The sequence below is a fragment of the Aureispira anguillae genome (assembly GCF_026000115.1).
GTDB lineage: Bacteria > Bacteroidota > Bacteroidia > Chitinophagales > Saprospiraceae > Aureispira > Aureispira anguillae.
Genome location: NZ_AP026867.1, coordinates 1,862,817 through 1,889,773, shown reverse-complemented (window position 1 = coordinate 1,889,773; position 26,957 = coordinate 1,862,817). Strand labels below are relative to the sequence as shown.

General features: G+C 35.2%; 26 protein-coding genes and 1 tRNA gene. 13 read left to right on the top strand and 14 right to left on the bottom strand.

Annotation, left to right across the window (positions count from 1 at the left end; genetic code table 11):
• Positions 1 to 221: 221 nt before the first annotated feature.
• The 8 genes from AsAng_RS07120 to AsAng_RS07085 all read right to left on the bottom strand — a co-directional run bounded on the left by AsAng_RS07120 (position 222) and on the right by AsAng_RS07085 (position 4,832).
• Positions 222 to 629 (bottom strand): hypothetical protein, encoded by a 408-nt coding sequence (locus AsAng_RS07120; RefSeq protein ID WP_264792106.1) that lies wholly within the window; start codon positions 627 to 629, stop codon positions 222 to 224.
• On the bottom strand, positions 629 to 1,105 hold the full coding sequence (locus tag AsAng_RS07115) for a hypothetical protein (RefSeq protein ID WP_264792105.1): 477 nt from the start codon (positions 1,103 to 1,105) through the stop codon (positions 629 to 631). Before AsAng_RS07115 ends, AsAng_RS07120 begins: the two co-directional genes overlap by 1 nt.
• A complete protein-coding gene (locus tag AsAng_RS07110) occupies positions 1,068 to 2,603 on the bottom strand; it encodes a hypothetical protein (protein ID WP_264792104.1) in 1,536 nt (511 codons plus the stop codon). The genes AsAng_RS07115 and AsAng_RS07110 overlap by 38 nt, the downstream gene beginning before the upstream one ends.
• A gap of 230 nt (positions 2,604 to 2,833) precedes the next feature.
• The gene (locus AsAng_RS07105) at positions 2,834 to 3,619 is read right to left on the bottom strand and encodes a nucleoside triphosphate pyrophosphohydrolase family protein (protein WP_264792103.1); all 786 of its coding nucleotides are present in this window, start codon (positions 3,617 to 3,619) and stop codon (positions 2,834 to 2,836) included.
• Positions 3,620 to 3,675: 56 nt separating this feature from the next.
• Positions 3,676 to 3,906, bottom strand: coding sequence for a hypothetical protein (locus AsAng_RS07100; RefSeq protein WP_264792102.1), 231 nt, complete (start codon positions 3,904 to 3,906; stop codon positions 3,676 to 3,678).
• 35 nt (positions 3,907 to 3,941) lie between these two features.
• Positions 3,942 to 4,190 carry a hypothetical protein gene (locus AsAng_RS07095; protein WP_264792101.1) on the bottom strand — a complete coding sequence of 83 codons (249 nt, stop codon included), beginning with the start codon at positions 4,188 to 4,190 and terminating at the stop codon, positions 3,942 to 3,944.
• Positions 4,191 to 4,208: 18 nt separating this feature from the next.
• Positions 4,209 to 4,520 carry a helix-turn-helix domain-containing protein gene (locus tag AsAng_RS07090; RefSeq protein WP_264792100.1) on the bottom strand — a complete coding sequence of 104 codons (312 nt, stop codon included), beginning with the start codon at positions 4,518 to 4,520 and terminating at the stop codon, positions 4,209 to 4,211.
• A gap of 18 nt (positions 4,521 to 4,538) precedes the next feature.
• On the bottom strand, positions 4,539 to 4,832 hold the full coding sequence (locus AsAng_RS07085; RefSeq protein WP_264792099.1) for a hypothetical protein: 294 nt from the start codon (positions 4,830 to 4,832) through the stop codon (positions 4,539 to 4,541).
• 620 nt (positions 4,833 to 5,452) lie between these two features.
• Here AsAng_RS07085 and AsAng_RS07080 point away from each other — a divergent pair.
• The 7 genes from AsAng_RS07080 to AsAng_RS07050 all read left to right on the top strand — a co-directional run bounded on the left by AsAng_RS07080 (position 5,453) and on the right by AsAng_RS07050 (position 12,968).
• Complete coding sequence (locus AsAng_RS07080) at positions 5,453 to 5,875, top strand: hypothetical protein (protein WP_264792098.1); 423 nt, start codon at positions 5,453 to 5,455, stop codon at positions 5,873 to 5,875.
• A 99-nt stretch (positions 5,876 to 5,974) separates the two neighbouring features.
• A complete protein-coding gene (locus AsAng_RS07075; RefSeq protein ID WP_264792097.1) occupies positions 5,975 to 6,724 on the top strand; it encodes an Eco47II family restriction endonuclease in 750 nt (249 codons plus the stop codon).
• A 67-nt stretch (positions 6,725 to 6,791) separates the two neighbouring features.
• Positions 6,792 to 8,018: a DNA cytosine methyltransferase gene (locus tag AsAng_RS07070; RefSeq protein ID WP_264792096.1), complete on the top strand. Its 1,227-nt coding sequence runs from the start codon at positions 6,792 to 6,794 to the stop codon at positions 8,016 to 8,018.
• Between the two features lie 222 nt (positions 8,019 to 8,240).
• A complete protein-coding gene (locus AsAng_RS07065; RefSeq protein WP_264792095.1) occupies positions 8,241 to 9,140 on the top strand; it encodes a P63C domain-containing protein in 900 nt (299 codons plus the stop codon).
• Between the two features lie 151 nt (positions 9,141 to 9,291).
• Positions 9,292 to 10,110, top strand: coding sequence for a hypothetical protein (locus AsAng_RS07060; RefSeq protein WP_264792094.1), 819 nt, complete (start codon positions 9,292 to 9,294; stop codon positions 10,108 to 10,110).
• 130 nt (positions 10,111 to 10,240) lie between these two features.
• Positions 10,241 to 12,052 (top strand): hypothetical protein, encoded by a 1,812-nt coding sequence (locus AsAng_RS07055; RefSeq protein WP_264792093.1) that lies wholly within the window; start codon positions 10,241 to 10,243, stop codon positions 12,050 to 12,052.
• Positions 12,053 to 12,302: 250 nt separating this feature from the next.
• Positions 12,303 to 12,968: a hypothetical protein gene (locus AsAng_RS07050; RefSeq protein WP_264792092.1), complete on the top strand. Its 666-nt coding sequence runs from the start codon at positions 12,303 to 12,305 to the stop codon at positions 12,966 to 12,968.
• Between the two features lie 384 nt (positions 12,969 to 13,352).
• On the opposite strand, the gene AsAng_RS07045 is transcribed toward AsAng_RS07050, so the two are convergent.
• A complete protein-coding gene (locus AsAng_RS07045; protein ID WP_264792091.1) occupies positions 13,353 to 14,516 on the bottom strand; it encodes a site-specific integrase in 1,164 nt (387 codons plus the stop codon).
• A gap of 216 nt (positions 14,517 to 14,732) precedes the next feature.
• Positions 14,733 to 14,817 (bottom strand) — tRNA-Leu (locus AsAng_RS07040).
• Between the two features lie 302 nt (positions 14,818 to 15,119).
• Between AsAng_RS07040 and AsAng_RS07035 the strand changes: the two genes are divergently transcribed.
• The 3 genes from AsAng_RS07035 to AsAng_RS07025 are packed head-to-tail and all read left to right on the top strand — an operon-like array spanning position 15,120 to position 17,710.
• Positions 15,120 to 16,322: a lysophospholipid acyltransferase family protein gene (locus AsAng_RS07035; protein ID WP_264792090.1), complete on the top strand. Its 1,203-nt coding sequence runs from the start codon at positions 15,120 to 15,122 to the stop codon at positions 16,320 to 16,322.
• A gap of 1 nt (position 16,323) precedes the next feature.
• The gene (locus AsAng_RS07030; protein WP_264792089.1) at positions 16,324 to 17,073 is read left to right on the top strand and encodes a cyclase family protein; all 750 of its coding nucleotides are present in this window, start codon (positions 16,324 to 16,326) and stop codon (positions 17,071 to 17,073) included.
• Positions 17,074 to 17,083: 10 nt separating this feature from the next.
• Complete coding sequence (locus AsAng_RS07025) at positions 17,084 to 17,710, top strand: isochorismatase family protein (protein ID WP_264792088.1); 627 nt, start codon at positions 17,084 to 17,086, stop codon at positions 17,708 to 17,710.
• A gap of 51 nt (positions 17,711 to 17,761) precedes the next feature.
• On the opposite strand, the gene AsAng_RS07020 is transcribed toward AsAng_RS07025, so the two are convergent.
• Positions 17,762 to 18,721 (bottom strand): hypothetical protein, encoded by a 960-nt coding sequence (locus AsAng_RS07020; protein WP_264792087.1) that lies wholly within the window; start codon positions 18,719 to 18,721, stop codon positions 17,762 to 17,764.
• Between the two features lie 127 nt (positions 18,722 to 18,848).
• Entirely contained in the window at positions 18,849 to 19,130 is a 282-nt protein-coding gene (gene dmpI / locus AsAng_RS07015; RefSeq protein ID WP_264792086.1) for a 4-oxalocrotonate tautomerase DmpI, read from the bottom strand.
• Positions 19,131 to 19,343: 213 nt separating this feature from the next.
• Here dmpI and AsAng_RS07010 point away from each other — a divergent pair, with 213 nt between their 5' ends.
• From AsAng_RS07010 to AsAng_RS07000, 3 genes are all read left to right on the top strand, one after another.
• A complete protein-coding gene (locus AsAng_RS07010; protein ID WP_264792085.1) occupies positions 19,344 to 20,603 on the top strand; it encodes a hypothetical protein in 1,260 nt (419 codons plus the stop codon).
• Positions 20,604 to 20,841: 238 nt separating this feature from the next.
• Positions 20,842 to 21,420 carry a TlpA family protein disulfide reductase gene (locus AsAng_RS07005; RefSeq protein ID WP_264792084.1) on the top strand — a complete coding sequence of 193 codons (579 nt, stop codon included), beginning with the start codon at positions 20,842 to 20,844 and terminating at the stop codon, positions 21,418 to 21,420.
• Between the two features lie 193 nt (positions 21,421 to 21,613).
• Entirely contained in the window at positions 21,614 to 24,169 is a 2,556-nt protein-coding gene (locus AsAng_RS07000) for a choice-of-anchor tandem repeat GloVer-containing protein (protein ID WP_264792083.1), read from the top strand.
• Between the two features lie 151 nt (positions 24,170 to 24,320).
• On the opposite strand, the gene AsAng_RS06995 is transcribed toward AsAng_RS07000, so the two are convergent.
• Both AsAng_RS06995 and AsAng_RS06990 read right to left on the bottom strand, forming a co-directional pair.
• Complete coding sequence (locus tag AsAng_RS06995; RefSeq protein ID WP_264792082.1) at positions 24,321 to 25,706, bottom strand: TlpA family protein disulfide reductase; 1,386 nt, start codon at positions 25,704 to 25,706, stop codon at positions 24,321 to 24,323.
• 112 nt (positions 25,707 to 25,818) lie between these two features.
• Entirely contained in the window at positions 25,819 to 26,946 is a 1,128-nt protein-coding gene (locus tag AsAng_RS06990) for a hypothetical protein (RefSeq protein WP_264792081.1), read from the bottom strand.
• Positions 26,947 to 26,957 lie beyond the last annotated feature (11 nt).

Genomic DNA, 26,957 nt, shown 5'->3' with positions numbered 1-26,957 from the left:
AGTTTTTAAAATGTAGGAAATTGATAAAATAAGTCACTGTTACAAAGGAATAGAGCAGCCCCCAAAGGCAGCAAAAAAGCAGCCCCAAGCAAAAAATTACAATTATTCCATACTGGTAAATTAAATAGATGCCTAAGAGCGTTATGATCCAGATGAGGAATGCCGAATGGCCCATCTTTATAAATTGTTTGTTGGTCATTTCTATTGTCTTTTAAATGCGGTTATAATAAGCTCAATCCTTGATTGGGTTGATTGATGTCGTGTTGGTGAAATTGGTCTAAAATGGGTTGTAAATAGGCTAAATAAAAGGGTTCAAAAAAATCGTTGTCTACTTCTTCGGCTACCGCTTGGATGCTGTGCTCTAAACCGTATTTTTCAGAGGGGCTAAGTTGTAGGCTTATTTTGCTTTTCATCGGTTTGCCACTTCGTTCTAGGCGTTGAATCAGCTTTGAAATTTTGATGAACGCTTGTAAGAGCGTAGCTTGTATTAATTTTTCAATCGTGCTTTGCGCTTTGGTTTCAATTAGATATTGACCTAACCAGTAATGGAATTTATGCCAATGGGAGCGCTGTAATTGTAAGGGGATCTTATCTTGAATTAGGATGGAATGTTGTCGATAATAATCCATTACATCAAAAATCTTCCTTGGTAGCGGTTAATCAATTTTTTCTCCTGGTAAATATCAATCCGTAAAACATCTTTATTCCAGTATTTTGTCACCTCATTAAGATCATAAACCCGTTTACTGATGCCCTTTTGGCTGCCATGGCGGTTTTTGTATTGTTGGGTAGGAATGATGTACAAGGAGTAGGAAGTAAGCTGTTTTTTGTAGTCCTTTAGATCCAATCGCTGTAGCCCTGTTTTGGGGTGGTAATAATGATAAATATTCCCTGTTTTAACTTGCCGTAAAATCGCCCAAGACCATTTTCCTTCTACGCTTGCCAAATACCGTTCAATCTTCTTTAAATCCTTGCCAAAGTCGCTTATTTTAAAACCATTGGGCTTGCTGTTGTTTTTAAATTTTATCTGCAAATAAGCAACCGAGGGCGCTTTGTATTTTCTCTTTTTAGTAGTTGCCATTTCTTTGGCGTTGGAGATGTTCATCGTTGAGCAGTGGTTTAAATTTTTGTATGAATAAATCGCCTAAGGCTTTCATTTTATCTTCGTTCAAATAAGGATTATCTTTCAAGCTTTGATACCAGTGGTTGTAATGCTGAGCAATGTCTTTGTAGACTACCTTTGCACCTTCCTGCTCCATTTGCTCAATGGCATTGCTGTAACGCTTGTTGATCCATTGCACTTGCTGGAAATAGGCTTTAGCCGTTTTGTTTTTATCAAAATAATTGGCTTGTATTCGATCCCAATCGTCCATGGAATAATTCAGAGCCTTGACCGCAGCCGTTGAGCTGAGATAATCGACTGGATAATACAGTGGATAGCCGTATTTGTCGGCGTGTTTTTGTTGTTTGATGATGGCATGAGAAACGATCTCAATGGCAGAGCGCTCCTCATGGGGGAGTCCTGCTGCAAAGTTCTTAAGCAACTTAGTTTGTTGCCTGCTGGCCAAATAAGCAGGATTTTCACGGAACGACTGGATTTTAGCTTGTCGATAAGCCGTTACATGCTGCGCTGCTAGATCCAACAGCTCGCCAAGCATCAATTTGCAATCCGTGTTGGTTTGTTCGTTGTACACTTGGTTTTGATAGAGGTTGTAACGCATCAAATCCCATAATTTTGCGCAAACATGCTCCTTTTTAGACGCTTTTCGGGGCGTAATCTTTGGAGAATCAGAGGAAATAGACTTGCTTCCTTGTCCTTCACCCGATTTCTGAGCATTAAGCACCGCAATAGTTGGAGAATTGGAGGAGGTAAACTTGCTTCCTTGTCCTCCATCTTGAATATTGGATGGTTTAAGCTTGGCGACAGCCAAAGCCGCTTTATCCACAACCAAAGGACTATTAATGATTGATTCTAGTTCTTTATCTTTATATAGTAAAGAACTTTGTTCGTACTGCGGTAAAGTTTCCCCTTTAACGTCAAAAAAAGAGGGGGTATCAGAAGCCCCAGAACCCTCGTAACAGGGCTTTATACACAAGACCTGAGGGCTTATCCACAGTTGGATTTTTCCTCGTCCCTTGGGGCTTTGTTCGTCTGGATAAGGATTTCTTAGACCTGTATGTACATGGTTGACCTTTTCGGTAATGATGCCAATGTCCATGAGCTTCTTAATTTGGTTGTAGACGGTCTTTTTATTGGGTGATAGTACTCGATGCTTCGCTGTGTCATTTAAGAGCGTGATCAGGCTAGGAATGGTCGTAAAACAGCAATACTCTCCATGCATACGACATTCCTCGTACAAACCATCTTGATGCTTCTTTAAATTCTCCATGGTAGGGGCAACGCTGCGAATGATCGCATGAAACAGATCAAAGGTATACGGCGTTACACCGCCCCGTTTTCCTGCCTTTTTGCGCTTGGCTTGATAAGCCGCCATCATATCTTTTCCTGCCTTCTGAGTCGCCTTTTTATCAATCATTTCATAAAAGCTAGGACTCAGGGAACTATTTTTAACCTCAGGGTGTATGTTAGATTGAGTTTGCATTTTATTGTAAACCTTGTGTGTTTTTATAGATTAGATAGTATGTTAAAGAGGGGGTTGCTCCCAAACCCCTCTTTTTTAAATCGGCATATAGTCGCCGTAACTTGCAAACAACTGTTTGCTTCCTCGTGACTAGAAAGGGAATCGAACCCTTTTTGCATCCAATCCAGTTCGTTTTAAAATGGAGCTGCATTCTGCCAAAGCAAAACACAGCTCTTCACAATTATAAACCCCTAATCTTTATTTTCTTTCAGATAATGGTAAGCCAACTTAACCCGAACATGGCGCTCAATATCTATGTTCATTCCTGCCGCTAAATCTAAGAGCCGAATAATGGCACCAGCAATTTTATCCTCGAAGGTATGTTGAATGTAGTGTTCAAAAGCTTCTTTGGGGCTATAAATACCTGCATCGTACAAATCCCAATTGGCAGGCGTACTTTCTTGGTAAGCCTCCATGGCTCCGCTCAGCTCTGCGGTAACTCCCATTAACAGTTCCCCGATATTGCGCTCTTTGTTCCAAAATCCCTTGACTTGATTTAGGGCATGAATTTTCTGTGCTAAAACGGTTAAATTCCTAGAGGGAGCAGCGGAGGAGCTTGGCTTTTTTGCCTTACTTTCTTCCTTCATGGTCAACAATAAATTCAACCCCATCTTTAACACCTCCAGCCATTCTGCAAAGCGTGGCTTTTGAGTTGCGGCTTCTTTAGGCTCTTTTACTTTTCTCTTTTTTAGGAAGCCTTTTTTGTACTTCAAGCCCAATTCCTTGCGGTTTTCCTTATTGTTGGGCACGATCTTTCTGCCTCCTTCCACACCAATCGCTAAAGCGTCTACTGCTGATCTTTTAAGGTAGATTAGCTCTTTGTCGTTGTCGTAATAATCCTTGGTGACATAAGCTTTGTTTAGATCCGTATCCGCAGGTAATACCCCATTAACTTCGGCTTCTGTTGCAAAACACAAAGCGTTTTCTTCTTTGGGCGTATTGATGACCACAAGGATATAAAATTCGTATTGTTCCATTTTTGTTTTATGATCGTTTTAAAAGGTGATTTAACTATTTAGTTTTGATATTTTGCTTAGTAAGCCAAGCCTTCTATCTGAATCTTTTTATAACAGTCTGGGCAAGTAATCATTTCTTTGTAATTGTCTTGCTCTTCGTTATCTTCATTAGCGATAACCTTACTCAATTGCATATCATCGTTTAAGCGGTCTATTTCAAATAGATCGATATAAGTATCACAATGTGGGCAGGCTATATAAGCTTCTATATTAATCGTGCCTTCTACTATTTTTATGGATTTATCCATTGTCTAGCATTTTGTTTTATGATTTTAAAAGATGATTATTGAGGTGGGAAACGCTGCGCTATACGATTTGAAATTCTGCGATTAAATATTCTCTGGTCAATCGCTTTGAGTTCTGCTTTGATGGCTTTGTTTTGAGCCTTGATCGTTTGAATTTCTACCCTGACCGCTCGCACTTCTTCCTTGATGCTATTGGTAAACGAAGCGCTAACTTCATAGCTCAGTATAAAAGTGACGACCAGCAAGAGCGTTCCTCCAAAGAAGAGCCGTTTTGTTATTCTGTTCATAGTCTTTTTTAATTTTAATCATTCAAAAAAAGCCCAATGTTTGAAGTTTTCCCTTCGGTATTCCATGACCTGTTTTAACGGGAAATAAAGCATTCCTTCTTTTTTTCGCTTCTTTCCTGTCAAAAGCCCGTCATAGTTGTACTTCCTTATTGTTCTTGGCTTTAATCCTAAAATTCGGGACACCTCCCTTGTGGTTACAAAATTATTTTTATAGATCTCTCCTTTTTCGATCTCCTCTTCTAATGCATCCAGTTTCGCTCCCTGCTGAATTATTATTTCATTTTGTCGATCTATCAGGTCCATCAAATGGGCCTTAAGTGTTTCATCCATGCGCCTACTTTTTTTAGTTTAGCTCATTAATTTTTTATATGCTCTGATGCTCAATACATCATACCCCATTTGATAACGGTCAATCATCGTACGCAGATTGCCCCCTAAGAACTCCGCCATTTTCTCCATGGTTTCTAGTTCCATTTTACTGGGATCTAATAATAACATCGTTGTTTTTCGTCTACCATAGCCCAAAGCCTTTGGCAAATTCTTATAAGCCGATACCGACAAGGTATTTTTTACATGCTCATGAAAATTAGCCGCTTGAGCATCTGACTCAGCACTACTGTTGTTGTCTGTCTCTGTATTCATATTAATTTACTTGATTTGGGGCATAGCTTCGCCTCACCACTTAGCATAGTAAGTCGCTGTATACCGTTGTTTATTTGTAATTGGTTTGCTCTAGTAAAGGGAGTCGAACCCTCTCATTTTAGCAATGTCCTTCCTGCTAAGGAACTAGATCCTAGAGAAACACTCAAAATTTGACCAGCACACCCTTTTGATGTGCCTGCACTTAACAGTTGATCGCCAGAGGTCGCCCCCTAGTTGCTGTTTCTATCCCCATAGAAATAAACAATGCCACATGGCACGACCAAGCCTATTCAATCCCCATTCCCTGATTGAATTTTGTTTCTTTTCCTTTGCCTTTTCTTAACATTTTGTCTACATTTGTTTACATGCCCGTCTACATTGGTCTACATGGTCTACATTTGTCTACATGTTATTTAATTTAATATGTCTTGTTGATTTGCTGCTCTATTTGTTATTGTCGGGCTGTTTTTATTGTTAATATTTTTCTTGTTAAAGGGGTTTTAACTTCATAACCTATTCCCCTTTGATATAACAAAGCTAGATTAAAAAATTGGGAAAAACAAAATTAAAAGACCTTTTCGAGTCAATTTTTTATTTGGTTTTTAACTGAAATAAGATAAATGTCTGAGAGAGAACGAATTGAAAAGATTAGATTTTATCTAAATCTAAACAAGACAAGTTTTGCTAAAGTCCTAGGCTACACTACTCCTCAAAGTTATACAAGTTACCTAAATGGTAGTAATAACCTATCAATGAGAATGGTTAAGGCTATTAAAAAACATAGTCCCGATATTAGTTTTGACTGGATTTTAAACGGTCAAGGAGAAATGTTAATTTCAAAATCTCAGAGTGAACCTAGTAATAGTATAATTTCTACAGAAATTGAACAACTAAAGAATAAAATTGAGTTTTTAGAAAAATCATTAGAAGATAAAGAGGAACGACTAAAAGACAAGGAGGAATGGCTAAAAGACAGGGAAGGGCGGCTAAAAGACAAAGATAAGCTCATTGCTTTTTTAGAAAAAAGCTTAGAAGAGAAGTAAAAATAAAGCACAATTATAATAAACAAAGAATGAGGGCACCAAGTATATTTTACTTGGTGCCCTTTATGTCCAAATTGGAAATAAAGATACAATAGTGATATGTACAACCTAACATTCATCAGTGATAAAGAATTACTTAACCATGTTTACGATACTGTTAAAAAGTACAGTTTCAGTATGGACCTAAGAAAATTTAACAAAAACCTAATAGATCCAATTAAGCTCACATTTGATTCTATCGTATATAACCAATCATACGAAGAAACCATCGAAAATGAGGTTTTAAGACAATTGGATAAATCTAACTCAAACCTTATTGGGTATTTTCATCAAAATATTTTCAAATATTTTTCTTCTGATTGGCATGTTCCTCAACAAGGATATGATATAGAAAACACTCGGGAAGCAATTTTTGTAGAAATGAAAAATAAACACAATACAATGAATTCTTCATCTAGTGCAAAAACATATATGAGAATGCAAAATAGCATTATCAAAAATCCTAACGCAACATGTTTATTAGTAGAAGTTATCGCTAAAAAAAGTCAAAATATCCCTTGGGTGGTAACCCTAGATGGACAAAAACAGAGTGCAAACCATCAAATCAGAAGAGTTTCTATAGATAAGTTTTACGAATTAGTAACAGGAGACAAAAATGCTTTTCAAAAATTATGTAAAGCACTCCCTACTGTTATAAAAGATGCCACAAGTAAATTAAAAAATGCTGAAAAAGCAAATACTGTTTTTGATGAATTAAACAAATTATCACCAGATTTGTTAACTAGTATCTATTTATTATCCTTTAAAAATTACGAAGGATTTAATGATTTTAATTTAGATACTAAATAATCTTTTTCCCATTAAGAATAAAATTTACTTTGAGCACCAAAACACATAAATAACATAATAAACTTTAATGAAATTGTATAACCAATTTGAAGTAAGTAATCTTCTTGATACCCCATTACATAGATTAGATTTATGGGCTAGAAATGGTAAACTAATTCCTTTTAAAATCAATAAAGATGAAAAATTATACACTAAGGAAAGTTTACTAAATTTTAATATCGCACAAGAAGTTTTTAATACAAACTGGACTGACTTTACTAAAATTAAGCCAAAAAGAAAATATACATCTATTGAGTTGTTTGCAGGAGCAGGAGGTATGGCAATTGGCATGGAAAAGGCTGGATTCAAGCATATTTTATTGAATGAAAATAATAAAGAAGCCTGTGCTACTTTGCGACATAATCGACCGAAATGGGAAGTAATAGAAGGTGATATTGAAAAAGTTGATTTCAAATCTTATAATAATAAAATTGACATAATTACAGGAGGTTTCCCCTGTCAAGCATTTTCTCATGCTGGTAAACAACTAGGGTTTGAAGATACAAGAGGAACTTTATTTTTTGAATTTGCGAGATGCATTAATGAAGTAAAGCCAAAAATTTTCATAGGTGAGAATGTCAAAGGTTTATTAAATCATGACAAAGGAAATACTTTAAGTGTCATTAAGCAAGCAATAAAAGATTTAGGATACACTTTAATTGAGCCTAAAGTATTGAAAGCAATGTATTATAAAGTACCTCAAAAAAGAGAACGGCTCATTTTGGTTGGAATACGAAATGATTTTGCAGATAAAGCTCATCTGTTTAAATTTCCAGAAAAATACCCTAAAGTTTTAACAGTAAATGATGCTTTTAAAAAAGGAATTCTATACAAAACAAATGTCCCTGAAAGCCTTGGGGTTTCTTACCCTCAAAGGAAAAAAGAAATTATGGAAAAAGTTCCAGAAGGTGGATATTGGAAGGACCTGCCCGATGATTTACAGAAGGAATATATGGGAGGAAGTTATTATTTGGGTGGAGGAAAAACTGGTTTAGCAAGAAGGTTATCTCTAAAGACCCCTGCTCTTACTATTGTTTGCTCCCCTGCTATGAAACAAACCGAGCGGTGCCATCCGACAGAAACAAGACCTTTAACTATTCGAGAAAGTGCTCGAATACAAACTTTTCCTGATGAATGGGTATTTCAGGGAGCCAAAGGTCAACAATATAAACAAATTGGAAATGCTGTTCCTGTAAACCTTGCTTATGCTATTGGACTTAGTGCTATTGATTTTTTGAATAAAATTGAGAAATAAGAAAGAAAAGAAGGTAGGTTTAGAGTCTATCTTCTTTTCCTTAATTACCTTTTATTAAGTATAATATACTTTTTCCACTAAACAGTTTTTATCTATTTGATACTACATTCATCCTCTGAGTACAATCTATTTTATGTTTTTTTTTAATATATTTCTTAAAAAATTTGTTTTTAAATAGTCATGTGACTACATTCGCTTCATAAGACCATTAAAAATAAAATCATGAAAGAAGAAAAATCCATGGAAATTTATCATGCGACTCACCGGGGGTACCTAAACATTGGAAGCGAAGAATATGGCTTTGTAAAGATTCCTTGTGCTGTATTAGAAGGTAAGAAAAGAATTATATCGCAAACTGGCTTATTTGCAGCATTTAAACGCCCAAGAAAAGGAGAGAAAAGGCAAAAAGGACTTCCATCAATTATCGGTGCAAAAAACCTACTTCCTTTTGTTACTGAAGAAGTAAAAGAAAAATGTAATCCTATTCACTATTATCATACTAATGGCACCCATGCTGTGGGGTATGACGCAGAGCTAATTCCACTGGTCTGTGAACTTTACTTAAAAGCTAAAGATGCCAACGCAACTGTAAGCTCTCAAGATAAAATGGTAGTACAAGCAAACATTCTGATTCGTTCTTTAGCAAAGGTTGGTATTACAGCTTTAATTGACGAAGCAACAGGTTATCAATATGATAGAGAAAAGAACGAACTTCAAAAGATTTTATCAAAATATATCCTAGAAGATTTTCTAAAATGGCAAAGCAGGTTTCCTAGAAAATTTTATCAAGAAGTTTTTAGGCTATATAATTGGAAATATGATCCTTTCTCCTTAAAACGTCCTGGTTGTTTAGGAACGTTTACCAATAAATATGTATATGAACAATTGCCTCCTGGTATTCTTGATAAATTGAAAAAAATTAATCCACCGAACCTAAAAGGGCAAAGACCACGAAAACATCACCAGCACCTAACTCAAGAAGTTGGATTACCTCACTTAGATAAACATTTATTGAAATTAATAACAGTGATGGAATTATCAGAAGACATAGAAGACTTTAAGAATAATTTCAATAAAATATTTAAAAAAGTTTATCAAATGAGTTTAAATTTTGATTCTTAAACAAGAAGAGTTGTATATATGCGAATCAGGGGTTAAAAATAGACCTTAAATATCAAGGTATTATGACCAACTTTATCTAAAGTTTTAAATACTAAAAAACTAACTTTGTGTATACAGGTAAATTCTCAACAACCCAAAAAAAGAAAAACAAATGGCAGGAAGACGAGTAAAAGATTTCCACGAGTATTTAACAACTGCTACAAATAAACATACAACTCTAAATGACTATTTAGTGTCTCCTGCAACTGCATTTTTAAAATATGCAATTGAAGCTAAAAGTGCAATTGATTTATGTGCAAGGAAATTCCCTACAAATCAAGACGGAAATTATAGCAGTGATAGCTTGGATAGTTTACAACATCTAACTGTTGCAATTTTACCCTCGATAATGGGGCATTTTGAAACATACCAACGAATTCTCTTTGGATTGATGTTCGATAATTCAGTGCATTTGAATAACTTTGATGTAAGCAAATTCTTGAACAAACTATCAAAAGAAACTATAGTTTCAGTTGATATTGGAAGATTGGCTGCATATAGAAATATTGGCACTGCATCTATTGGTAATGTTTTGAGTGATAGTCTTTCAGGGTGGCATAATCCGGAAAGAGTAAATAGCTATTTCGCAGCCTTTAATTTAGGATACAGATTATTTAGTAATGATGATTGTAGAAGATTAAAAGTATTATGGCAACTCAGGCATTCAGTTGTTCATACAGGAGGAACAATTACTCTTCCAGACGCACAAAAAGTTGATGAACTCAAAAGTTATGGGAGACAAACTATTGCATTTGAAAAAAACTTTATTTTTGAAGTAGCAAGAAAATTACACCCAGTCGTAAAAAAAGCAACAGAGGGAATAGGTACAAAATATAAAACCAGATTAATCAGCGGAACAAAACAAGTAGATATTGATAGAATTAATAAACTATTTGAAGTTAAATCATCTGTTGGAGCTTGGTTGAGATAAAGAAGAAGACTGTTGAGAACAATGCATCAGCGTTCATTGTGAGACTGTTCATAAAACTGTGTCAGCTAGATTTAAGTAAAAAAGCTTAAATTTATACAAAACATTTATAACCAATTGTAATATCCTTCTAATGAGAATTTCCATTTCTAGCTTCCATTTCCCTAAAAATGCTCAAATTTTTAAAATCAAGACTCCCCTTTCTAAAACAGCAGTAGAAAAAATTTTTATTGAGTGTTCAAAAAATAAAACAAGTAATTTTATTATAGATGAAGTTAAAACATCACTTAATATAAATGGAAATACTCTAATATATTCATGCAAAGCTTTTGCACTTGAGCAAGAACCTTCTTTCCTGTTAAATACTAAAGTTAAAGAGACGAAATACGCTTTCTTATTACTAATTGAGTATAATAATTATTTATTTGTATTTAAAAGAAACATAGATTCCTTTCAATCAAAAATCCAACTTTACATTGAGCCCATAGAATATGGCAAATTCACAAGTTTAAAAGCAAAACCTAACGCTAAGTATGAACGAATATCAATGAAAAGCATGACTGTTTCAGATATGCAAATAAGAAACAGGTCTTTTGAAGGTAGAAATATTGATGGTATTTTACCAACAAACTCTGCTAGTAGGTCGATTCCAAATAATTTTAGATTAAATGTAGATGGTGAAATTTATTTGATAAACCCTAATACATCTCGTTTGGCTTTACGTTCTCAGAAATCTAGTCTAGATGACCTAGCAGAATGGTGTTTATTACTAACACAAGAATTAAATTCAATTACACCTGCTACTATTAATTCATTCATTAAAAGTTTTGCAGCTCCAATTAAATTAGAGCAAATTAAATCCACATGTTCTCCTACTGCAATACTTTTTCATCTTGAAGAATTAGATATAAATCTCAGAGATTCCAGTTCTCCTTATAAGCTCATTAGTAAAGAAAATCAGACTGAGGTTGAGATTAAGGAAGATAAAGAGCTTAATAATTTTTTTGAACTATTTAGATCTCCTTTAAATTTAAGAAAGATACCAAAATCTGATGTATTCTCTATTATATTAAAAGGTCAAGATGGGTTGGGTGAAATAAAACTCAACAAAATACAAATAACATTTAAATCGAAAGTTGGTGAAAATATTTTAATCAAGACACCTACCGAAACTATCTCCCTCTCAAAATTTATTAATTCTCAAAAGAATTTTTCTGTAGTTTTTGACACCCCTAATTACATGTATGTTTCTAGATACACATTCAAAGACAAACAGTTGCTTAATAATATAGAGGGGATGATGTCTGTATTTGATGACAGCATGGATTTTTCTGATGTTGTATCTGAAAAAGAAAAACCATTTGGAGACAATACTATAACGGAATTCCCAGATAAATCTCTTTTTTATGCTGTTGAAAATAACTTCATAAAAAAAGATGAAATAGTTATTTGTGATGATATGGGAAATGAATGGGCTGATCACATTATTTTTTCTACAGAATTGGGTCAACCAACTATTTCGTTTATACATTCAAAATATACTTCAAAAGATACATATGGTGCTAGTAGTTTCCATGAAGTTGTTTCACAAGCTCTTAAAAATTTAGGCCGATTAAACTCCGAACTTTCTGAATACAAAAAGAAATATGATAATAAATGGAAAAATAACTATGAAAGCACATCAATAAAACGTATTCGAACAAATAATAATTGGAGTGATATAAAAAAAGCTTATAACAAAGTTAATTCAACTCCAAACTCAAATAGAAAAGTAATATTAGCTACACCATTTTTTAGTAAAAGCAAACTAAAAGACAAATTGGAAAAAATTGCAAATGGAACTTCCAAAAATTCTCACCACATTCAAATAATTTGGCTTATCAATAGTTTTATTAGTTCATGTCGAGATTATAATGTTCAACCCCATATTTTATGTAAAAAATAGAACTGCATCTAAGCAATCTGTATATGGCAATGGCACATCCCGGAAACAGCGTTATAAGAATGAACGCATGTGACACAGCGCAAAATCATAGATTTTGCCAGTACTAGAAAGTAAATTACTTGCAAAACCTACGATTTTGCTTCCCGAAAAGCTATATTGTATGGCGCATGCTTTGTGCCAAAGCATATACAGAGGCCGTTGCACAGCATTTAAATTATAAACTTTTTTATTAAGAACAAAACCTTCAATTATGAATATGGAAGACATATATCGTCAGACTCTAAAAGCAATGTATGGAGAGCATTCAAGCGAAGAGCAAATAGAAGAAAAATTAAAAGAACTTCTTGATAAACAAAAAAGTGTAAAAACAGGTCCTAATGTAATTCATCTAAATTATATCAAAGGATTGATTGATATTAAAGATTTAGAACAATTTGAATCAAAGTTCAAAAATCAAAAAATTGAGTTTAGCTCTTATGATAAAAGTGGAGTACCTTATAACTCATTTGAAGAAATAACAGTCTTACTTCTTATCAATGAGGGCGTTTTACAAAACTTACTATATGGTGCAAGTGGAAGTGCTTTATGGGACGTTATTAAAGATTGTGCTGAAAAAATCTCTTCATCAGTTATTGGCAAAAAGCATAACAAAATCAGTGGAGGGAAAATCATCAAAGAAAAATCAACTTTTAGCCTCGAACATAGGTTAGATAAAAATACATCATTCTTATTTAAAATAGAAGCTGACTTTGAAAATAAGGAACTATTTCTAAATGCAATGGACAAGACACTAGAGTTTGTAAAAGAACAAACTAAAAATGAAACTTTTCAACATCCTGTAAAGCTATCATGGAAAGAAAAGTTAGATAAATGGGTAAAGGACATCGAAGATAAAAAGCAATTAAGAGAGAAATAATTTTTTTCATAAATTTCTAAAATATCAACCATATAAAACAAAAAGCACTGTACAACAATTAGCGATCAAAATTAAGTGGGGTCGTGGGATCCCACTAATTTTATCATGTTGTTGTACTGAACGCCCTGAGTACAGTTGAAAAATAGCCCCTGTGTAATTTAGTTAAAATGGAAAACAAAATGTATGAAGCATGGAAATTAATCCCCAAAATTGACCTATTAAAAGATTCCTATACAAGCAGAGTATTCATAAAAAAATAAAACTGCGGGCAAACAAGAGATATACGTCAATACCACATATGGGCTAAAGCTAAAATCCATCTTAGCAATCCATTACAAAAACAAACAAGTCACTTATAAATCAAAGCGACCTGTTTCTATCGTTCTACCAATCCACCTTATCCAAAGCATCATTCACCAGCTTATTAGAAAGATGCAAATAAACCATGGTCGTTTCGATCTTAGAATGCTGTAGAATTGCCTTTAAGATATGAATCGGTACTTTGGATGCCAAATTAGTCGCAAAGGTATGACGAGCCACGTGGCTCGTGATTGCCTTTTGGATGCCAGCCCGTTTTGCCAACTTCTTTAAAGCACGGTTAAAATACTGATTGGAGTATTTGTGAAAGACCAAGCCCTTATCATATAACACCTCAGCACGGTACTTATTAATGATGGCCTCAGGTTTGCACTCATATAATTTGTACAACGGCAGTAGAAGCTGTTTACTCGTCTTCTTAGCCACTATATTTAAGACCATGCCCTCTTCGCTATGATTTATATCTTCGTAGCTGATAGCGCAAGTATCAGAGAAGCGTAAGCCCGTATAACAAGAGAATAAAAACATATCTCGAATAAGATCCAAATAAGACTCCTCCTCTCGAAAGGTCAGCCCCTCTATTTTTTTTACCTCCTCTTCAGACAAAACCAGCCGCTCTGTAGGAACCGTCTTGGCCTTAAATTTCAGATAAGGATTTTTATTGCTGTCCAATAAATCTTTTCGGATCGCCAAATTAATGTATTTTTTCACCTGCTTATGATGCGTGTAGACCGTATTGACATGCAGCTTATGCGCATAGAGGTAGGTATCAAAATCGTGAATTAAAGAATAGGTTAATTCCGAAAATTTGACATCTTTTTGAAAGCCCTTCCAATAATTTAAAGCCGTGCGATGCTTTTTCTTGGTAATTTTCTCCAGCTTGGTATCTTGCGCCAGCTCGTATTCCCAAAACTCTGTAAAGGATTGAACATTGCCATAATTAAAATAGCTGTCTAGCTGCTCCAAGGTCATCGACCCGTGCTTTTTGATCCATTCTAAGGCATAAGCCTCCAGCTCGTCCAATTGCCTTCTTATTTCAGCATTATACTGCAAGGCGTTGGGATGGTCGATTACCTTATTGTATTTCTTGCTCCATTGAGCAGGGGTTACAAAAATTCCTGTAGGAATATATTTTCTTGCTTTGTTGTGGTAAGCCCGAATCTGTACGGGAGCTGTACCGTCTTTTTTTAATCTGTTTTTAAAATTGTGCGAAATCGTGAATTGTATCATTTGTTTTGCTTTTTTAGTAGAATTATAATATACAAAATCTAGACTAAAAAAGTGGAACAAAAATGGAACATAGACCCATGTAAACCTATGCAGAGAGCGTTTAAACCGTGTTCCACAAAAAAGGTGGAACAAAAAAAAAGAGAAACAAAAAAAGCTAGAACCTCGATGGTTACTAGCTTTTTTGTTTCTCTAGGAGACGTTTGCACATCTCAACTGTACCCGGAGCGGGAATCGAACCCGCACTCCCTCAACGGGAACAGGATTTTAAGTCCTGCGTGTCTACCAATTCCACCATCCGGGCTACCTGAATTGGCACATTGTTTTTTGTTAGTGCAGTGCAAATATACGGCAGTGGTTTCGTTTTTGCAAATTTTAATTCTTCTTTTTAAGAAAAAAAAACACACTTTTAGGCTAACTCATTCATTATAAGAACTAAAAAAAGTTATATTTTTTTTAAAAAATATTTGAGCTTATGTCTTTTTAGTCGTGTAGTTGTTTTTATCCAAAAAAATATAGCCTTAGACCCACACATTTTATCTAAAGATTGATATATTAAAGATTCTAGTCTTCGTCATTTTAATATTGCGCTATAAAAAGTTATACATGACCAAAAATACTGCATCCAATACCATTACAACAAAAAAGAAACGTGTTTATACACAGGAAGAAATTGATGCCAACAAATTTATCTACGACCATTTTGATGCAAACTATGTCCGTCAGATCAACAATGCCTTGTTTAAGATTGTGGAAGAAACCTACTTCCGCCCTGTTTATATTGGCTTTGATGAAATGCCTGAGCGCAATAACCCTGCCCATCCAATCATTTTGGCAAGCAACCATTCTGGAATGGCCTTTCCTTGGGATGCTATGGTATTTGGCTGTGGCATGCTCAAACGTTTCAATTATGATGAAAATAAAATTTTTAGAGCAATCATTGCTCCTGGGCTTTCGGGAATTCCTGCCATGCACCCCTTCTACATGAAAGGCTCTTGGAAAGTCTCTGGAGGGGTTGATGCTACTTTTCTTAATTTTGAAACAATGATGCAGTACCCTAAGGGGCATTTATTGATTTACCCAGAAGGTGTTCCTGGTATTGGGAAGGGCTTTAATAGAAAATATCAATTGCAGCGTTTTGCTACGTCCTTTATTCGAATGAGCTTAAAATATAAAACAGATATTTTACCGTACTCTACTGTTAATGCAGAATACGTTGTTCCCTATGTATATAGCTTTGATTTTGTTAATCGTCAATTTAATAAAATAGGAGTACCTTTTATGGCATTAGGGGTACTAACGGTAGCGCTTGTTTTCCCTTGGGCTTTTTATCTAGCTTTTCCTGTTAAAATGCATTTTGTGCGAGGAACCCGAATTAGCCCTTATAAATGGATTGACAAACCCTATGAAGAGCTCACCGAAGCTGAAATAAGCGACATCAGAGATCGTGTAAAAGCAATTATGCAAAAGGATTTGGATGCTGCGGTTGAAAAATATGGTCAAGCTCCTTTTCAAGTTAAAGAGTTAATTAAAGTCATGTGGCAAAAACGGCAGTATTTTCCTTATAATTTACCTTTATTCTGGCCTTTATTGTTTCATGAGTTTGAGCGCCAATGGCTCAAAGAACGCAAATATGAGACCCAAGAACCTATAGAAATTGGCACAGGATGGGGAACCTTTTTGCGACTAATTTGGCGCAACCCAATTACGATTGCTTATTTTATTCCAATTATTGGTTGGTTTATTTTGACCTTTTATGGCAATAAAAAATGGAAAAAATTAGATGAGTTAGGAAAACCTTTTAAATAAGATGAAAGCGACAATTTATTACAAGAATTCTAATTACAATATAAACTTATTAAAACCACTTGATCTTACTCTACCAATCCAAAGTAGAATAGATGCGGCAAGTGCATGGTATTGCCCTCCTTCTGAAATTAGCCCTGTTATAACAGAGCATTTTGTGGGTTCTGTTCAACAAGGTGGCTCTGTCAATTTTAACAACATAGTATTTAACCCACATGGAAATGGTACTCATACAGAATGTGTTGGGCATATTGCTAAAGAATTTTATTCTATTAATAAGCTATTAGATCAGTTTTTCTTTTTGGCTCAACTTGTTAGTATTACTCCCTTTTCACTAGGAGAAGATTTGGTGATTACATTAGAACAAATTCAAGCTGTTTTTGAAAAATCTCCTTCCCCTCAGGCATTTATTGTTCGAACCTTACCCAATTCCGCATCTAAACAACAACAACAATACACGAATACGAATCCACCATTTGTAGAGCCTCAGGCTATGAATTGGCTTTACGAACAAGGAGTTCGCCATTTTCTTATTGACACGCCTTCTGTAGATAAGGAAGTAGATGATGGTGTTTTAGCCGCTCATCATGCTTTTTGGAATTATCCTAGCAATCCCCGTTTAGATGCAACCATTACAGAATTGATCTATGTTCCTGATACCATAAAAGATGCCATCTATTTTTTAAATCTTCAAGTTGCTGCTTTTGAGAATGACGCAACTCCTAGCAAGCCGACGTTGTACGCTATCGATTAAACCTATCCTTATGAAAGCATTGATTCTAGTTGATTTACAAAATGATTTTGGCAATTTTGGAGCCTTAGCCCTGAAAGAAGCAAATGAGGTTATTGCTATTGCCAACCAACTCATGCATACTGGCTTTTTTGACCTTGTTATTGCCAGTCGATATTGGCAACCTGCTGATCATAAAATTTTTGCTGCTAACCATTTTTTTCGTTATCCCAATCAGCTCGTTGATATAGACGGGCATTCAGAGCGTTTGTGGTCTATTCATTGTGTGCAGGACAGCTTTGGAGCTTCATTTATTGATGCTTTAGAATTAGCTCCAATTGATAAGATCGTGTCTAAAAGGGCAGATAAAGATAATTTCAGTTATAGTTGTTTTTTTCCGCCTAAGATTAATGAAAAATCGGAATTATTGACTTATCTAAAAGCGTCAAAAGTAGAGGATGTTTTTTTGTTAGGTTTTATGACTGAATTTGGAATCAAAGAAAGTGCCTTAGATGCTCAAAAATTTGGTTTTCGAACGCATCTTATCAAAGACGCTTGTCGAGCTGCTAATTTAGATAGTCCAAAGGATGGAGCCAACAGCCTTGAGCTTTTGCAAACGGCTGGCATTACGCTGTTGGATAGTGATCAGTTAATGTTATAACACCAAAATAGTAAACCATAGGCTATTTAATTGCCTATGGCTTACAAAATGTTACTGTCCAATATTTACATCCAAAGGTCCTGCCCAAGCAGTTTTACTTCCGTCGTGACAAACACTTCGAACATAAAAATCATATTCTGTATTTTGAACCATAGGCATATAAGTTGTTTGCTGTGAGGAGGCCGTTTCAATATTACCATAGTTAGGAGCAAAACCATTTCTAACCATATTAACTTCATAGTTGCTGTTTCCTCCTAAATCGTCCCAATGACATTCTGCTCCAACGGCTTGTGATAAGCTGTTTCTAACAACATAAAATTTTAAACCAGAAGGAGGTATACAAGTATTCATATTATTTGAAGCATAATGCGTCAAGGGTCCTTCCCATTCGCTCCAGCCCAATGTTTGGTTGCAATAACTACGCATGTAAAAATCATAGACATTTCCCTGTTGCAGTACCATACTGCTATTGTGCCAAGTGTTATTAACGGTAATAATAGTACCTGAATCAACCTGAAAACCACTTAATCCATAACTAATTTCATGGTAGGATGCAGTTGTTGTATTGGTACTTGTCTGCCAAGACAACCCATTTGAAAAAGACAGACTGTAGGGGCTTTCACAAAAAGCATCAACATTAATGGTCTTAGGACCATACCATTCTGAACTGGCATTGTCATCTCCGACAACTCGGATATAAAAAGAGTATAAGTTTCCTGTAGTTATATTTAATTCCTTTATTTCCTTTGTGATGGAATTGGCATTATTGGTAATAAATTTATATCCTGACTCACCTGTTGTATTATTTGCTGTAGGCATGTAAGATAGTTCATAATATTGTACCACACCTCCAGATGAAGCAAAGGTAAACTCCAATTGATTCGAAGATTGGGTCACTGCAAATGAAGATATTACGATACTCGAACTAGACGTTTTTTCACAAGCTGTTTGGACAAATAGAAAAATTAGTAAGAAGTAGAAGCAACTTCTTTTTGGAAGAACAGGATACATAATCATTGTTTTTAAGTAAAAAAATAAGATTCAAAAATAAACTTTTTTTTTTACAAAAACTACTTCTATTTTAAGTATAAGTGATGGAACAACTTATTTGTACCCTTCCTATTAGCAACACTTCGAATTATGTATTTTTTTGTTCATTCAATTCTTTTTTCATTGTTGTTACGGTCTTCCCTCCCACTGCAATGTCATCATCTGGTATTTCTTTGATGGAAACAAGAAATAATTCTTTCGGAATTCCCGTGATTTCAACAGATACTTCTGTTAGTTTCTGAATTAGCGCTTGCTTCGTTTTTTTGTCAAGTTGTCCTGACTCAAATGAAATGTAAGGCATAATATTGCTTTTATTCTGTTCTAAAAAACTATTAAACAACTCAATATAAGCATTATCTACCATTTTCATTCGCTCAAAAAAATGAATATCAAACTTGGCATTCTTTTAATAAAGAAAATCTGAATTAGTGGTCAAAAAATAAACTTTCTTTAATCTGTTTGATAAAAAAGTATAAAATATAACAAATGAAAATTGATAGATTATCAATATTTATTTTTTTAATTTCCTATCCATTCTTAAATTCACTTAAAATAAAAAAACACTAAACACCTTAATCAAAAAATGTACTCTAAAACATTAACCCTTTTACTGCTGTTATTCATCCCTCTTTCTATAATTTGTCAATCAAAATATGAGAAAGGATACATTATAAAAAAACAAGGAGAAAAAATAAAAGGCTATATAAAGTATAGTCTAAACAAAAGCCTATGCCAACAAATTACCTTTTTAAGCAGTGACCAAACAAAAAAAACGGTTTATTATCCCTCAGAGATTAAAGAATTCAAATTTGAAAACTTAAATCGAATTTTTAAACAAATTACGCTACCAAGGCTTGATTCTACCACCATAACGGATACCATTCAGAATGTCTTTGCAGAGGTATTGGTAGAAACGCCTAAGCGCACTTTATTTTTTTACAAACCAATTGACAGCAATCGAAGATTATTTATCCAAACGCCAGAGATAAAGCTTAAGGAGTTAATTCGAGAAGTAAAAAATAAGGAGGTAAATGGTTCTAATTTTGTTTATGTAAATAAGAAATACATTGGCCTTCTAAAAATTTGTTTTAAAGACTGTAAAGATGCAACCCAAAATAAACTAGATAACTTAGGTTTTACGATTGGGGCTATTGCTAACTTTTTCACAAAATCAAGTCGTTGTCTTGGCGAAAAAATTCTACACGAGTCTGCTGCATGGAAGGACAAAGGGAATTTGCAAATTGTCTTTGGAGCAGGTATTAGTTATGTCTCTACCGAAATGGTCACTTATCGTCGCTCAGGTTGGTGGAAAAGCATGGAAGATCCTCAACCTTTAGTTGGAACTCCTTTTGGTTTATCTCTCTATTATTATCCTCCATTCATCAGAAATACATTTTTTTTAGGCATTAGCAGTTCTTACAGTCTCAAAGGGGCTTATTCTGAAATCTCTGAGACTCGCTTTGAACAACATTATCTGAATTTGGGTTTATCGTTAGGTTACCATTATCCTTTTGGAAAAATTAAGCCTTATTGGGGAACAGAACTAACCAGAGGAATTTTGATGAACCAAAATGATGCCTTTATTTCTACCCATCCTACTGACTTTGGAACGGCTATTCTTGTTGCGCCTAAAAATTATAAACGATATGCAGGAGAAGTTGGATTAGGGCTTTTTGTAGGTGTGGATATTCCGTTCTCGGCTTGTGGAATTCGAGCAGAATTAAAATACCACTACGGTTTATTGCCTACCCTAGCTAACTTTGCCATTTTGCAACAACATGCCTTACAATTACAAGTTCAATTTAGGATTTCTCCATTAAGAAAAAATAGAAACAGCTTTTAACAGCACTCTATAAAAACAACGGAGTGTCATTTTAAGCAATAGATAAAATAATGGAAGCTAAGTTAACATCTGCCTAACATCATTTACTCAATTGTTGCAAGCCCCCTTCAAAATCTTAAGGTTTTTATAAAACACTATAAAAGTACCAATTTGGTTCTAAAAAAATCTAATTTAGTTTTGCACGCCATTCATATACCACCACACAAACAAGCTATTATACAAAACAAACAACAACAATATGAAAAAGGCGACCTTTATTATAACCCTAAATTTATTATTGGTATTCGTAACTTTTGGACAAAATGATTATAAAAAATCAATGGAAGAGTGCCGAAGTTTGGGCTATTTTGAGAGCCAAGAATGCATGATAGGAGAAAAAATACCACTTTTTGAGGAAGTAACCTATGAGGGAAAAAAAATAACTCCTCAATCAATCAAAAATAAAGTCGTGGTCATCAATCTTTGGTTTATGGCTTGTGCTCCATGTATTGCTGAATTAGATGGGCTTAACAAAGTTGTCGAAAACTACAAAAAAAGAAAGGATGTGCTATTTATCTCGTTCACAACAGATAGCAAACAGGTGCTTGAAGAAGACTTTCTCCCCAATTATGAGCTAAACTTTGAAATTATTCCTAACTCAGAGGAAACAATATTTAATGTCTTTAAAAACGGATGGGGTTTTCCTACTACAATTGTCGTTGATAAATCGGGAAAAATTCATAAAATCACAGCTGGTGGAGCAACAGATCCAGAAAAGGCAAGCAAGAAAATTGAAAAAATATTGACGCAATCGATCAATGAATGTTTAAAAAATTAGAGCACTAGATGAAATAATGCTTATGTATTAGCAATTCTTAAAACGGTCTTTTCATAAATTTACCACACACTATCTACCTTTATTTCCTCATTTACCTTATTCATCAGAAAGAATGCTTCTTTCGTAAAGTAGGCTTGTTCATTTTTATTAATTGCCTTAAATTTATCAATTCACAATTAATAAAAAAACACTTATGAGACTCTATTCCATACTATCATTCGTTATTTATAGTACTATTTTATTTTCTACAACCACAAAAGCGCAAAAAACTTACGAATATTGGGGCATGACCTCTCATGGCAGTACGGATGCTGGAGTTATTTTCAAAATGGAAGAACACACCACCCCTTTTGGGCAAAACATTTATGCCTATACTCAATCGGTCGTTCATACTTTTGAGGCGGATGCCGAAGGTGCCCTAAGAAAAGGCTTATTATGTGAAGCCAGTAATGGAAAGTTATATGGTATGACTCAAGGGGGCGGAATACACGAAAAAGGTATTATTTTTGAATACGACCCCAACACCAAAATTGTCACTAAAATATTAGATTTTAATGGCTATCACATGGGAGCCCATCCAGAAGGAGGACTTGTTCAGGCTAGTAATGGGCTGTTGTATGGAATGACCTATTCTGGGGGAATACACAATCAAGGAGTTGCGTTTAAGTACAACCTAACAACAGGTGTTTTTACGAAGTTAAAAGATTTTATAGGCGTTCAAGGATCTTACCCTAAGGGGTCTTTTATTGAAGCTAGTAATGGATTGTTGTATGGAATGACTTCTACTGGAGGTACTTATAGTGCAGGCACGATTTTTAAATGTAACCTCTCATCAGACGTTTGTACAATTGTAGAGCATCTAGCTGCTGGAACCCATCCATATGGTGATTTAGTTGATGCTGGCAATGGAAAATTATTTGGACTAACCTATAATGGAGGAGCTTATAGTCGTGGAACTCTTTTTGAATATGATTTAACAACAAGTACTTATACACACAAGGTCGCTTTTTCAGCTGGCTCACTAGCTCCAGGGCACAGCCCCAAAGGTAGTTTAGTGTTGGCCAGTAATGGCAATTTGTACGGCGTAACCTTCAAGGGCGGAATACATAACAAAGGTGTTCTCTTTGAATATTCGCTGCCTTTTGGTGTTTATACCAAAAAAATAGATTTTGATGGAACAAACAAAGGAGCTTTTCCCGCTGGAAGATTAGTGGAGGCTTCCAATGGAAAACTCTATGGAGAGACACCATTGGGGGGCACTCACGATCAGGGAGTTATTTTTGAATATGATTTCACAACCAATACTTATACCAAAAAACGGGATTTAATAACCAACATTAATTCTACCCATGCCATCGGCCCCATGACAATGGCTAGTAATGGTAAAATTTATGCCATGACCTTAGAAGCTGGCGCACATGGAAAAGGGATATTATTTAGTTACGATCCGATTGCCGATACCTATGCCAAAGAGTTTGATTTTGGAGCGGCTACTTCGGGGATGGCGCCTCATGGAAGCCTAACTCAAGCAAGCGATGGCAACCTCTATGGAATGACTTCTGCTGGAGGCAGTCAAAACAAGGGAGTGCTATTTAAATTTGATTTATCTTCCAATACCTATATCAAACAAGTTGATTTGGATGGGAATAATGGCGCTGTTCCTTTGGGGAGTTTGTTAGAAGCCAATAATGGCAAGTTATATGGCATGACCTCGGCTGGAGGAACAAATAATGTAGGGGTTCTTTTTGAATATAATCCTAGTAATAATACCTTTCTCAAAAAAATAGATTTTAATCTAGCAAATAGTAATTTAGGAGCAGTTCCTAAAGGAAATTTGATGGCTGCTAGTAATGGTAAACTATATGGTATGACTTCTCGGGGTGGAAACAATGACAAGGGAATCATTTTTGAATATGATATAGCAACGAATACACTTGTAAAAAAACTGGATTTTGATGGCAATAATGGTGCTTCGCCCCAAGGAAGTCTACTGGAAGCCGATAATGGCAAATTATATGGCATGACTAAATATGGCGGCAGCAACAATGTCGGGGTGCTCTTTGAGTACGACTTAAGTACCAATACTTATCGAAAAATAATCAACTATGGGCAATATGATGGAAAATTCCCACATGGGCATCTTATCCAAGCTAGCAATGGTAGATTGTATGGCATGGCTCAGGAAGGGGGATTTAGCTTACAGGGCGTTCTTTTTGAATATGACATTACCTCTGATACTTATTTAGTTAAGATTTCATTTCAATCAGGAACTAATTGGGGTGGAAATTATGGTAGTAACCCTGAAGGCAGCTTAATTGAAAATCGAAATGGTACTTTATTCGGTATGACTACTTCTGGTGGCAATGCAGGAAATAGCACGGATGGGATTGTTTTTACTTATAATACCGCAACAAGTACAATGGCTAAAAGGCATACGTTTGATAGTTATACTGGCGCTGTTCCTTATGGAGATATTACGGAGGTTGTGATTACAAATGTTGGTGTAAATTTACTTCCTAAGGCTGCCGCTCAAATTCATACGTTTCCGAACCCTAGCGCTGACGAATTGACCATAGATGCCCCCAATTTAATTATTGAGGCAATCCACGTTTTAGATTATTCAGGAAAAAGGATAAAAAGCTATTCTCCAAGCAAGCAATTAAATATTACAGATTTGCCCGCTGGAGCTTATCTTCTGCAACTAGAAACTCAAAAAGGGCAGGTCAGTAGTCCTTTTATAAAACAATAGTGCGTTTTGATTTGACATAACGTTGAAGCGATGAAAATAAATTATTATAACGAAGTTGTTTTCATCGCTTCACCACCTTTTATTGGTGCGGCTGAACGCCTTAAAATTACCGTACTTCTAAAGTATTCTTTCAAAAAAATGATTATAACCATCATTCTTTTGTCCCCTCTCTTTTCAAATATTGTTCTAAGTAAGGTATTATCTCTGGATTTGAAGGCGACTTGGCTTTAGCCTCCAAGATTTTCCCTTCTTTATCAAGTAAAACAAACCGTGGGATTCCATTGATGGCTAAATTTTTCAGAAAAGGAATTTCGCTATCTGGAGCAAACAATTGAATTCCTCCCATATTCTCCTCTGTCACCATTTTTTTCCACTTCTTTTTATTGTCGTTGTAACTAATGCTTACAAAGTAAATGTCCTGTCCTTCAAATTTTTTTTGCAACTGCTCTAAGTGAGGTATTTGTTTTTTGCAAGGCCCACACCATGTTGCCCAAATATCGATGTATACAAGTTTCCCCCTCAGGCTTTGAAGAGAAATTAAATTGTTATTTTCATCGTAAAGTTCAAACGGTTCAACTACAGCACCTTTCCTGTTTTTCTTTAATTTTTTAAGTTCCTCTTCTAATTTTTGTTTGTATTCTATATTAGATAAAATAGGTTGAATCGCCTTAATTATCCCCTCCTTTTCTTCAACATCTGCCAGAAAGGGGAACATTATATTTTTCCAGTAAAAAATCGCTTCGTCCTTAATCTTAGGATGCTGAATTAAGCTGTCCATTGTTTGAATATACCAGATATACAAATCTCCTCCTTTATAGCAACACTTATAGTGCTGAGCAATATAGTTACTCACAATATAGGGCAAGTAATTCGGCAGTAGTAGTAATTTTTCGTTCTCCAACAAACGTCCAACTCCTTCAAAAGGGTCTGAAAAGCTATCAGATATCGCTAAATTGGATTTCGACATTGCCTTTTTTTTAAAGCTAGCTAACCTTAACCGTTTTGAAAGATCTATTCTCTGAGTTTCTAAATATTCAAAATCTTTATCTATATTATCTTTAACTCCGTTTAGGTGGCTAATGTGCCCATTTTCCAAAGCATTGCTAAGCCTTACAACTTTTTCTTCACGCTCCTCTTCCTGATTCAAGGATTGAATCAGCTTTTGTTCTATCTTAACTTTGGATCGAAGGTAATTGTTTTCGACAGCACCTTTTCCTTTGAAAGTAACGTTCTCTGTCATTTCGGGGTCATAAACAAGATCCAAATCAAAGGCTGGTTTTAGAAAAATTTCAACCGCTTTCCTCTTGTTCTGTATCAAATAATAATAACCTTCAAGCCCAGTAATTGTATCTCTAAAATGGTGCTCTTTATCTAAAGTAATAATCCGTTCCAACTCATTAAGGTGGCTATACAAATACAAGGAGTCTGATGTGGGTGCTTTGATCGTTCCTGATAAAATTGTATAAGAAATTTTGTTTTTTGGCGTTGTACAAGAATAAAAAGCAATAAGCAAAAAAAAGAATCGTAGATATTTCATTGTTGAGACTTTATATTTTATAAAAATAAACATTTTATACATCTATAACTCAAAGTCTATCAAACGTTACATCAATTTACTTATATAAAACAGATACAATAGATTCTATTGCCTATTTCGTAGGATCTGGCAACATTTCGATCTCAATTAACGCTTTTCCTTCTTGATAATCAATGCTTGTTTTCATAGGACGATCAACAACCCACCAAGGCTGAGTTGGGTTAACGATTAACTGAGCTTTCCCTTCTTTCCAACTGGCTGTTACCGTCCCTGTTGCATTGTTATTTTGTCCTGCAATATCCATTACAAAGGTAGAGGTATATGCTCCATCAAAGGGGCGTCTTAAGTCGGGCAAAGCAGGAGAAAATTCTAAGCGGACACCCTTTTCTTTTTTATTCCATTGCTGCACATAAGCCACTTTTAACGCCAGACTTTCAGTTCCCTCAAACTCATAACACAATGTCCTAAAATTATTTTTTTGTTGCACAATTGTTTTGTCATCAAGCACCTGAACCGTCCAATCTTGAATGGTAGGCTTTCCCTGAGCAGGATGAGCCGTTGTCAAAATTCCTTCGTCTCTTACCGCCATCTCAAAGACACCAGAACTTGCCCCTCCCTGCGTTTGAGTCAAGGCCATCTGAAAAGGTACCAAACCCAGCAATTTATTCATTTTGTATGGTTTGCCATCGTAAGAGATACCCGCTTTTTTGCCAAAATCACGATAAGGTAAATCTAAAGCCACCAACAACTGATTTCTCGAATGTCCCATTGTAGAACCATTCTTTTTTTTGAGCGCTGTTTTTGGGCGTTTACCTTGATACCAAGCTTCTACCTTCTGCCCTTTTATATTTTCATAAGAAAAAGACATGTCTAGCATTTTATTGGTACTATTGTCTACGACTTTAACAGGGTAAGATTTCCGCACAACAGGCAATTCAGGAAGCCAAGCATCTACGTTTGCCAAATCCGTAACAATATATTGATCCAAAGAACCCTCTTCTGCATCTTTCATAACCCACAAATCCCCATCTGGGGTCTCTAACTTGGCATATTCATGCATATTCCAATCGGGATTCTGAGACACCAAAATAAGATCTAATTCATAAGTAGCTGCCCAAACTTGAAGGGGTAAAATTGGAAATTGAACCAAAGGGGCTCCTTTATAATCAATGTTGTGCTTAGGCTGTGCTAGTGTTTCTTGCCGCTCCTTTTCGGTTAGAGCAGGTCCCTCTGGCAACATTTTTTTTAAAT

Excerpts from the sequence above, each read along its gene's own strand:
- AsAng_RS07050 (WP_264792092.1), top strand. The coding sequence starts at position 12,303 with ATGAATATGGAAGACATATATCGTCAGACTCTAAAAGCAATGTATGGA.
- AsAng_RS07110 (WP_264792104.1), bottom strand. The coding sequence starts at position 2,603 with ATGCAAACTCAATCTAACATACACCCTGAGGTTAAAAATAGTTCCCTG.
- AsAng_RS07090 (WP_264792100.1), bottom strand. The coding sequence starts at position 4,520 with ATGGATGAAACACTTAAGGCCCATTTGATGGACCTGATAGATCGACAA.
- AsAng_RS07005 (WP_264792084.1), top strand. The coding sequence starts at position 20,842 with ATGAAAAAGGCGACCTTTATTATAACCCTAAATTTATTATTGGTATTC.
- AsAng_RS07025 (WP_264792088.1), top strand. The coding sequence starts at position 17,084 with ATGAAAGCATTGATTCTAGTTGATTTACAAAATGATTTTGGCAATTTT.
- AsAng_RS07070 (WP_264792096.1), top strand. The coding sequence starts at position 6,792 with ATGAAATTGTATAACCAATTTGAAGTAAGTAATCTTCTTGATACCCCA.
- AsAng_RS07035 (WP_264792090.1), top strand. The coding sequence starts at position 15,120 with ATGACCAAAAATACTGCATCCAATACCATTACAACAAAAAAGAAACGT.
- AsAng_RS07080 (WP_264792098.1), top strand. The coding sequence starts at position 5,453 with ATGTCTGAGAGAGAACGAATTGAAAAGATTAGATTTTATCTAAATCTA.
- dmpI (WP_264792086.1), bottom strand. The coding sequence starts at position 19,130 with ATGAAAATGGTAGATAATGCTTATATTGAGTTGTTTAATAGTTTTTTA.
- AsAng_RS07095 (WP_264792101.1), bottom strand. The coding sequence starts at position 4,190 with ATGAACAGAATAACAAAACGGCTCTTCTTTGGAGGAACGCTCTTGCTG.
- AsAng_RS06990 (WP_264792081.1), bottom strand. The coding sequence starts at position 26,946 with ATGTTGCCAGAGGGACCTGCTCTAACCGAAAAGGAGCGGCAAGAAACA.
- AsAng_RS07045 (WP_264792091.1), bottom strand. The coding sequence starts at position 14,516 with ATGATACAATTCACGATTTCGCACAATTTTAAAAACAGATTAAAAAAA.
- AsAng_RS07020 (WP_264792087.1), bottom strand. The coding sequence starts at position 18,721 with ATGTATCCTGTTCTTCCAAAAAGAAGTTGCTTCTACTTCTTACTAATT.
- AsAng_RS06995 (WP_264792082.1), bottom strand. The coding sequence starts at position 25,706 with ATGAAATATCTACGATTCTTTTTTTTGCTTATTGCTTTTTATTCTTGT.
- AsAng_RS07115 (WP_264792105.1), bottom strand. The coding sequence starts at position 1,105 with ATGAACATCTCCAACGCCAAAGAAATGGCAACTACTAAAAAGAGAAAA.
- AsAng_RS07085 (WP_264792099.1), bottom strand. The coding sequence starts at position 4,832 with ATGAATACAGAGACAGACAACAACAGTAGTGCTGAGTCAGATGCTCAA.
- AsAng_RS07065 (WP_264792095.1), top strand. The coding sequence starts at position 8,241 with ATGAAAGAAGAAAAATCCATGGAAATTTATCATGCGACTCACCGGGGG.
- AsAng_RS07100 (WP_264792102.1), bottom strand. The coding sequence starts at position 3,906 with ATGGATAAATCCATAAAAATAGTAGAAGGCACGATTAATATAGAAGCT.
- AsAng_RS07060 (WP_264792094.1), top strand. The coding sequence starts at position 9,292 with ATGGCAGGAAGACGAGTAAAAGATTTCCACGAGTATTTAACAACTGCT.
- AsAng_RS07055 (WP_264792093.1), top strand. The coding sequence starts at position 10,241 with ATGAGAATTTCCATTTCTAGCTTCCATTTCCCTAAAAATGCTCAAATT.
- AsAng_RS07105 (WP_264792103.1), bottom strand. The coding sequence starts at position 3,619 with ATGGAACAATACGAATTTTATATCCTTGTGGTCATCAATACGCCCAAA.
- AsAng_RS07075 (WP_264792097.1), top strand. The coding sequence starts at position 5,975 with ATGTACAACCTAACATTCATCAGTGATAAAGAATTACTTAACCATGTT.
- AsAng_RS07030 (WP_264792089.1), top strand. The coding sequence starts at position 16,324 with ATGAAAGCGACAATTTATTACAAGAATTCTAATTACAATATAAACTTA.
- AsAng_RS07010 (WP_264792085.1), top strand. The coding sequence starts at position 19,344 with ATGTACTCTAAAACATTAACCCTTTTACTGCTGTTATTCATCCCTCTT.
- AsAng_RS07000 (WP_264792083.1), top strand. The coding sequence starts at position 21,614 with ATGAGACTCTATTCCATACTATCATTCGTTATTTATAGTACTATTTTA.
- AsAng_RS07120 (WP_264792106.1), bottom strand. The coding sequence starts at position 629 with ATGGATTATTATCGACAACATTCCATCCTAATTCAAGATAAGATCCCC.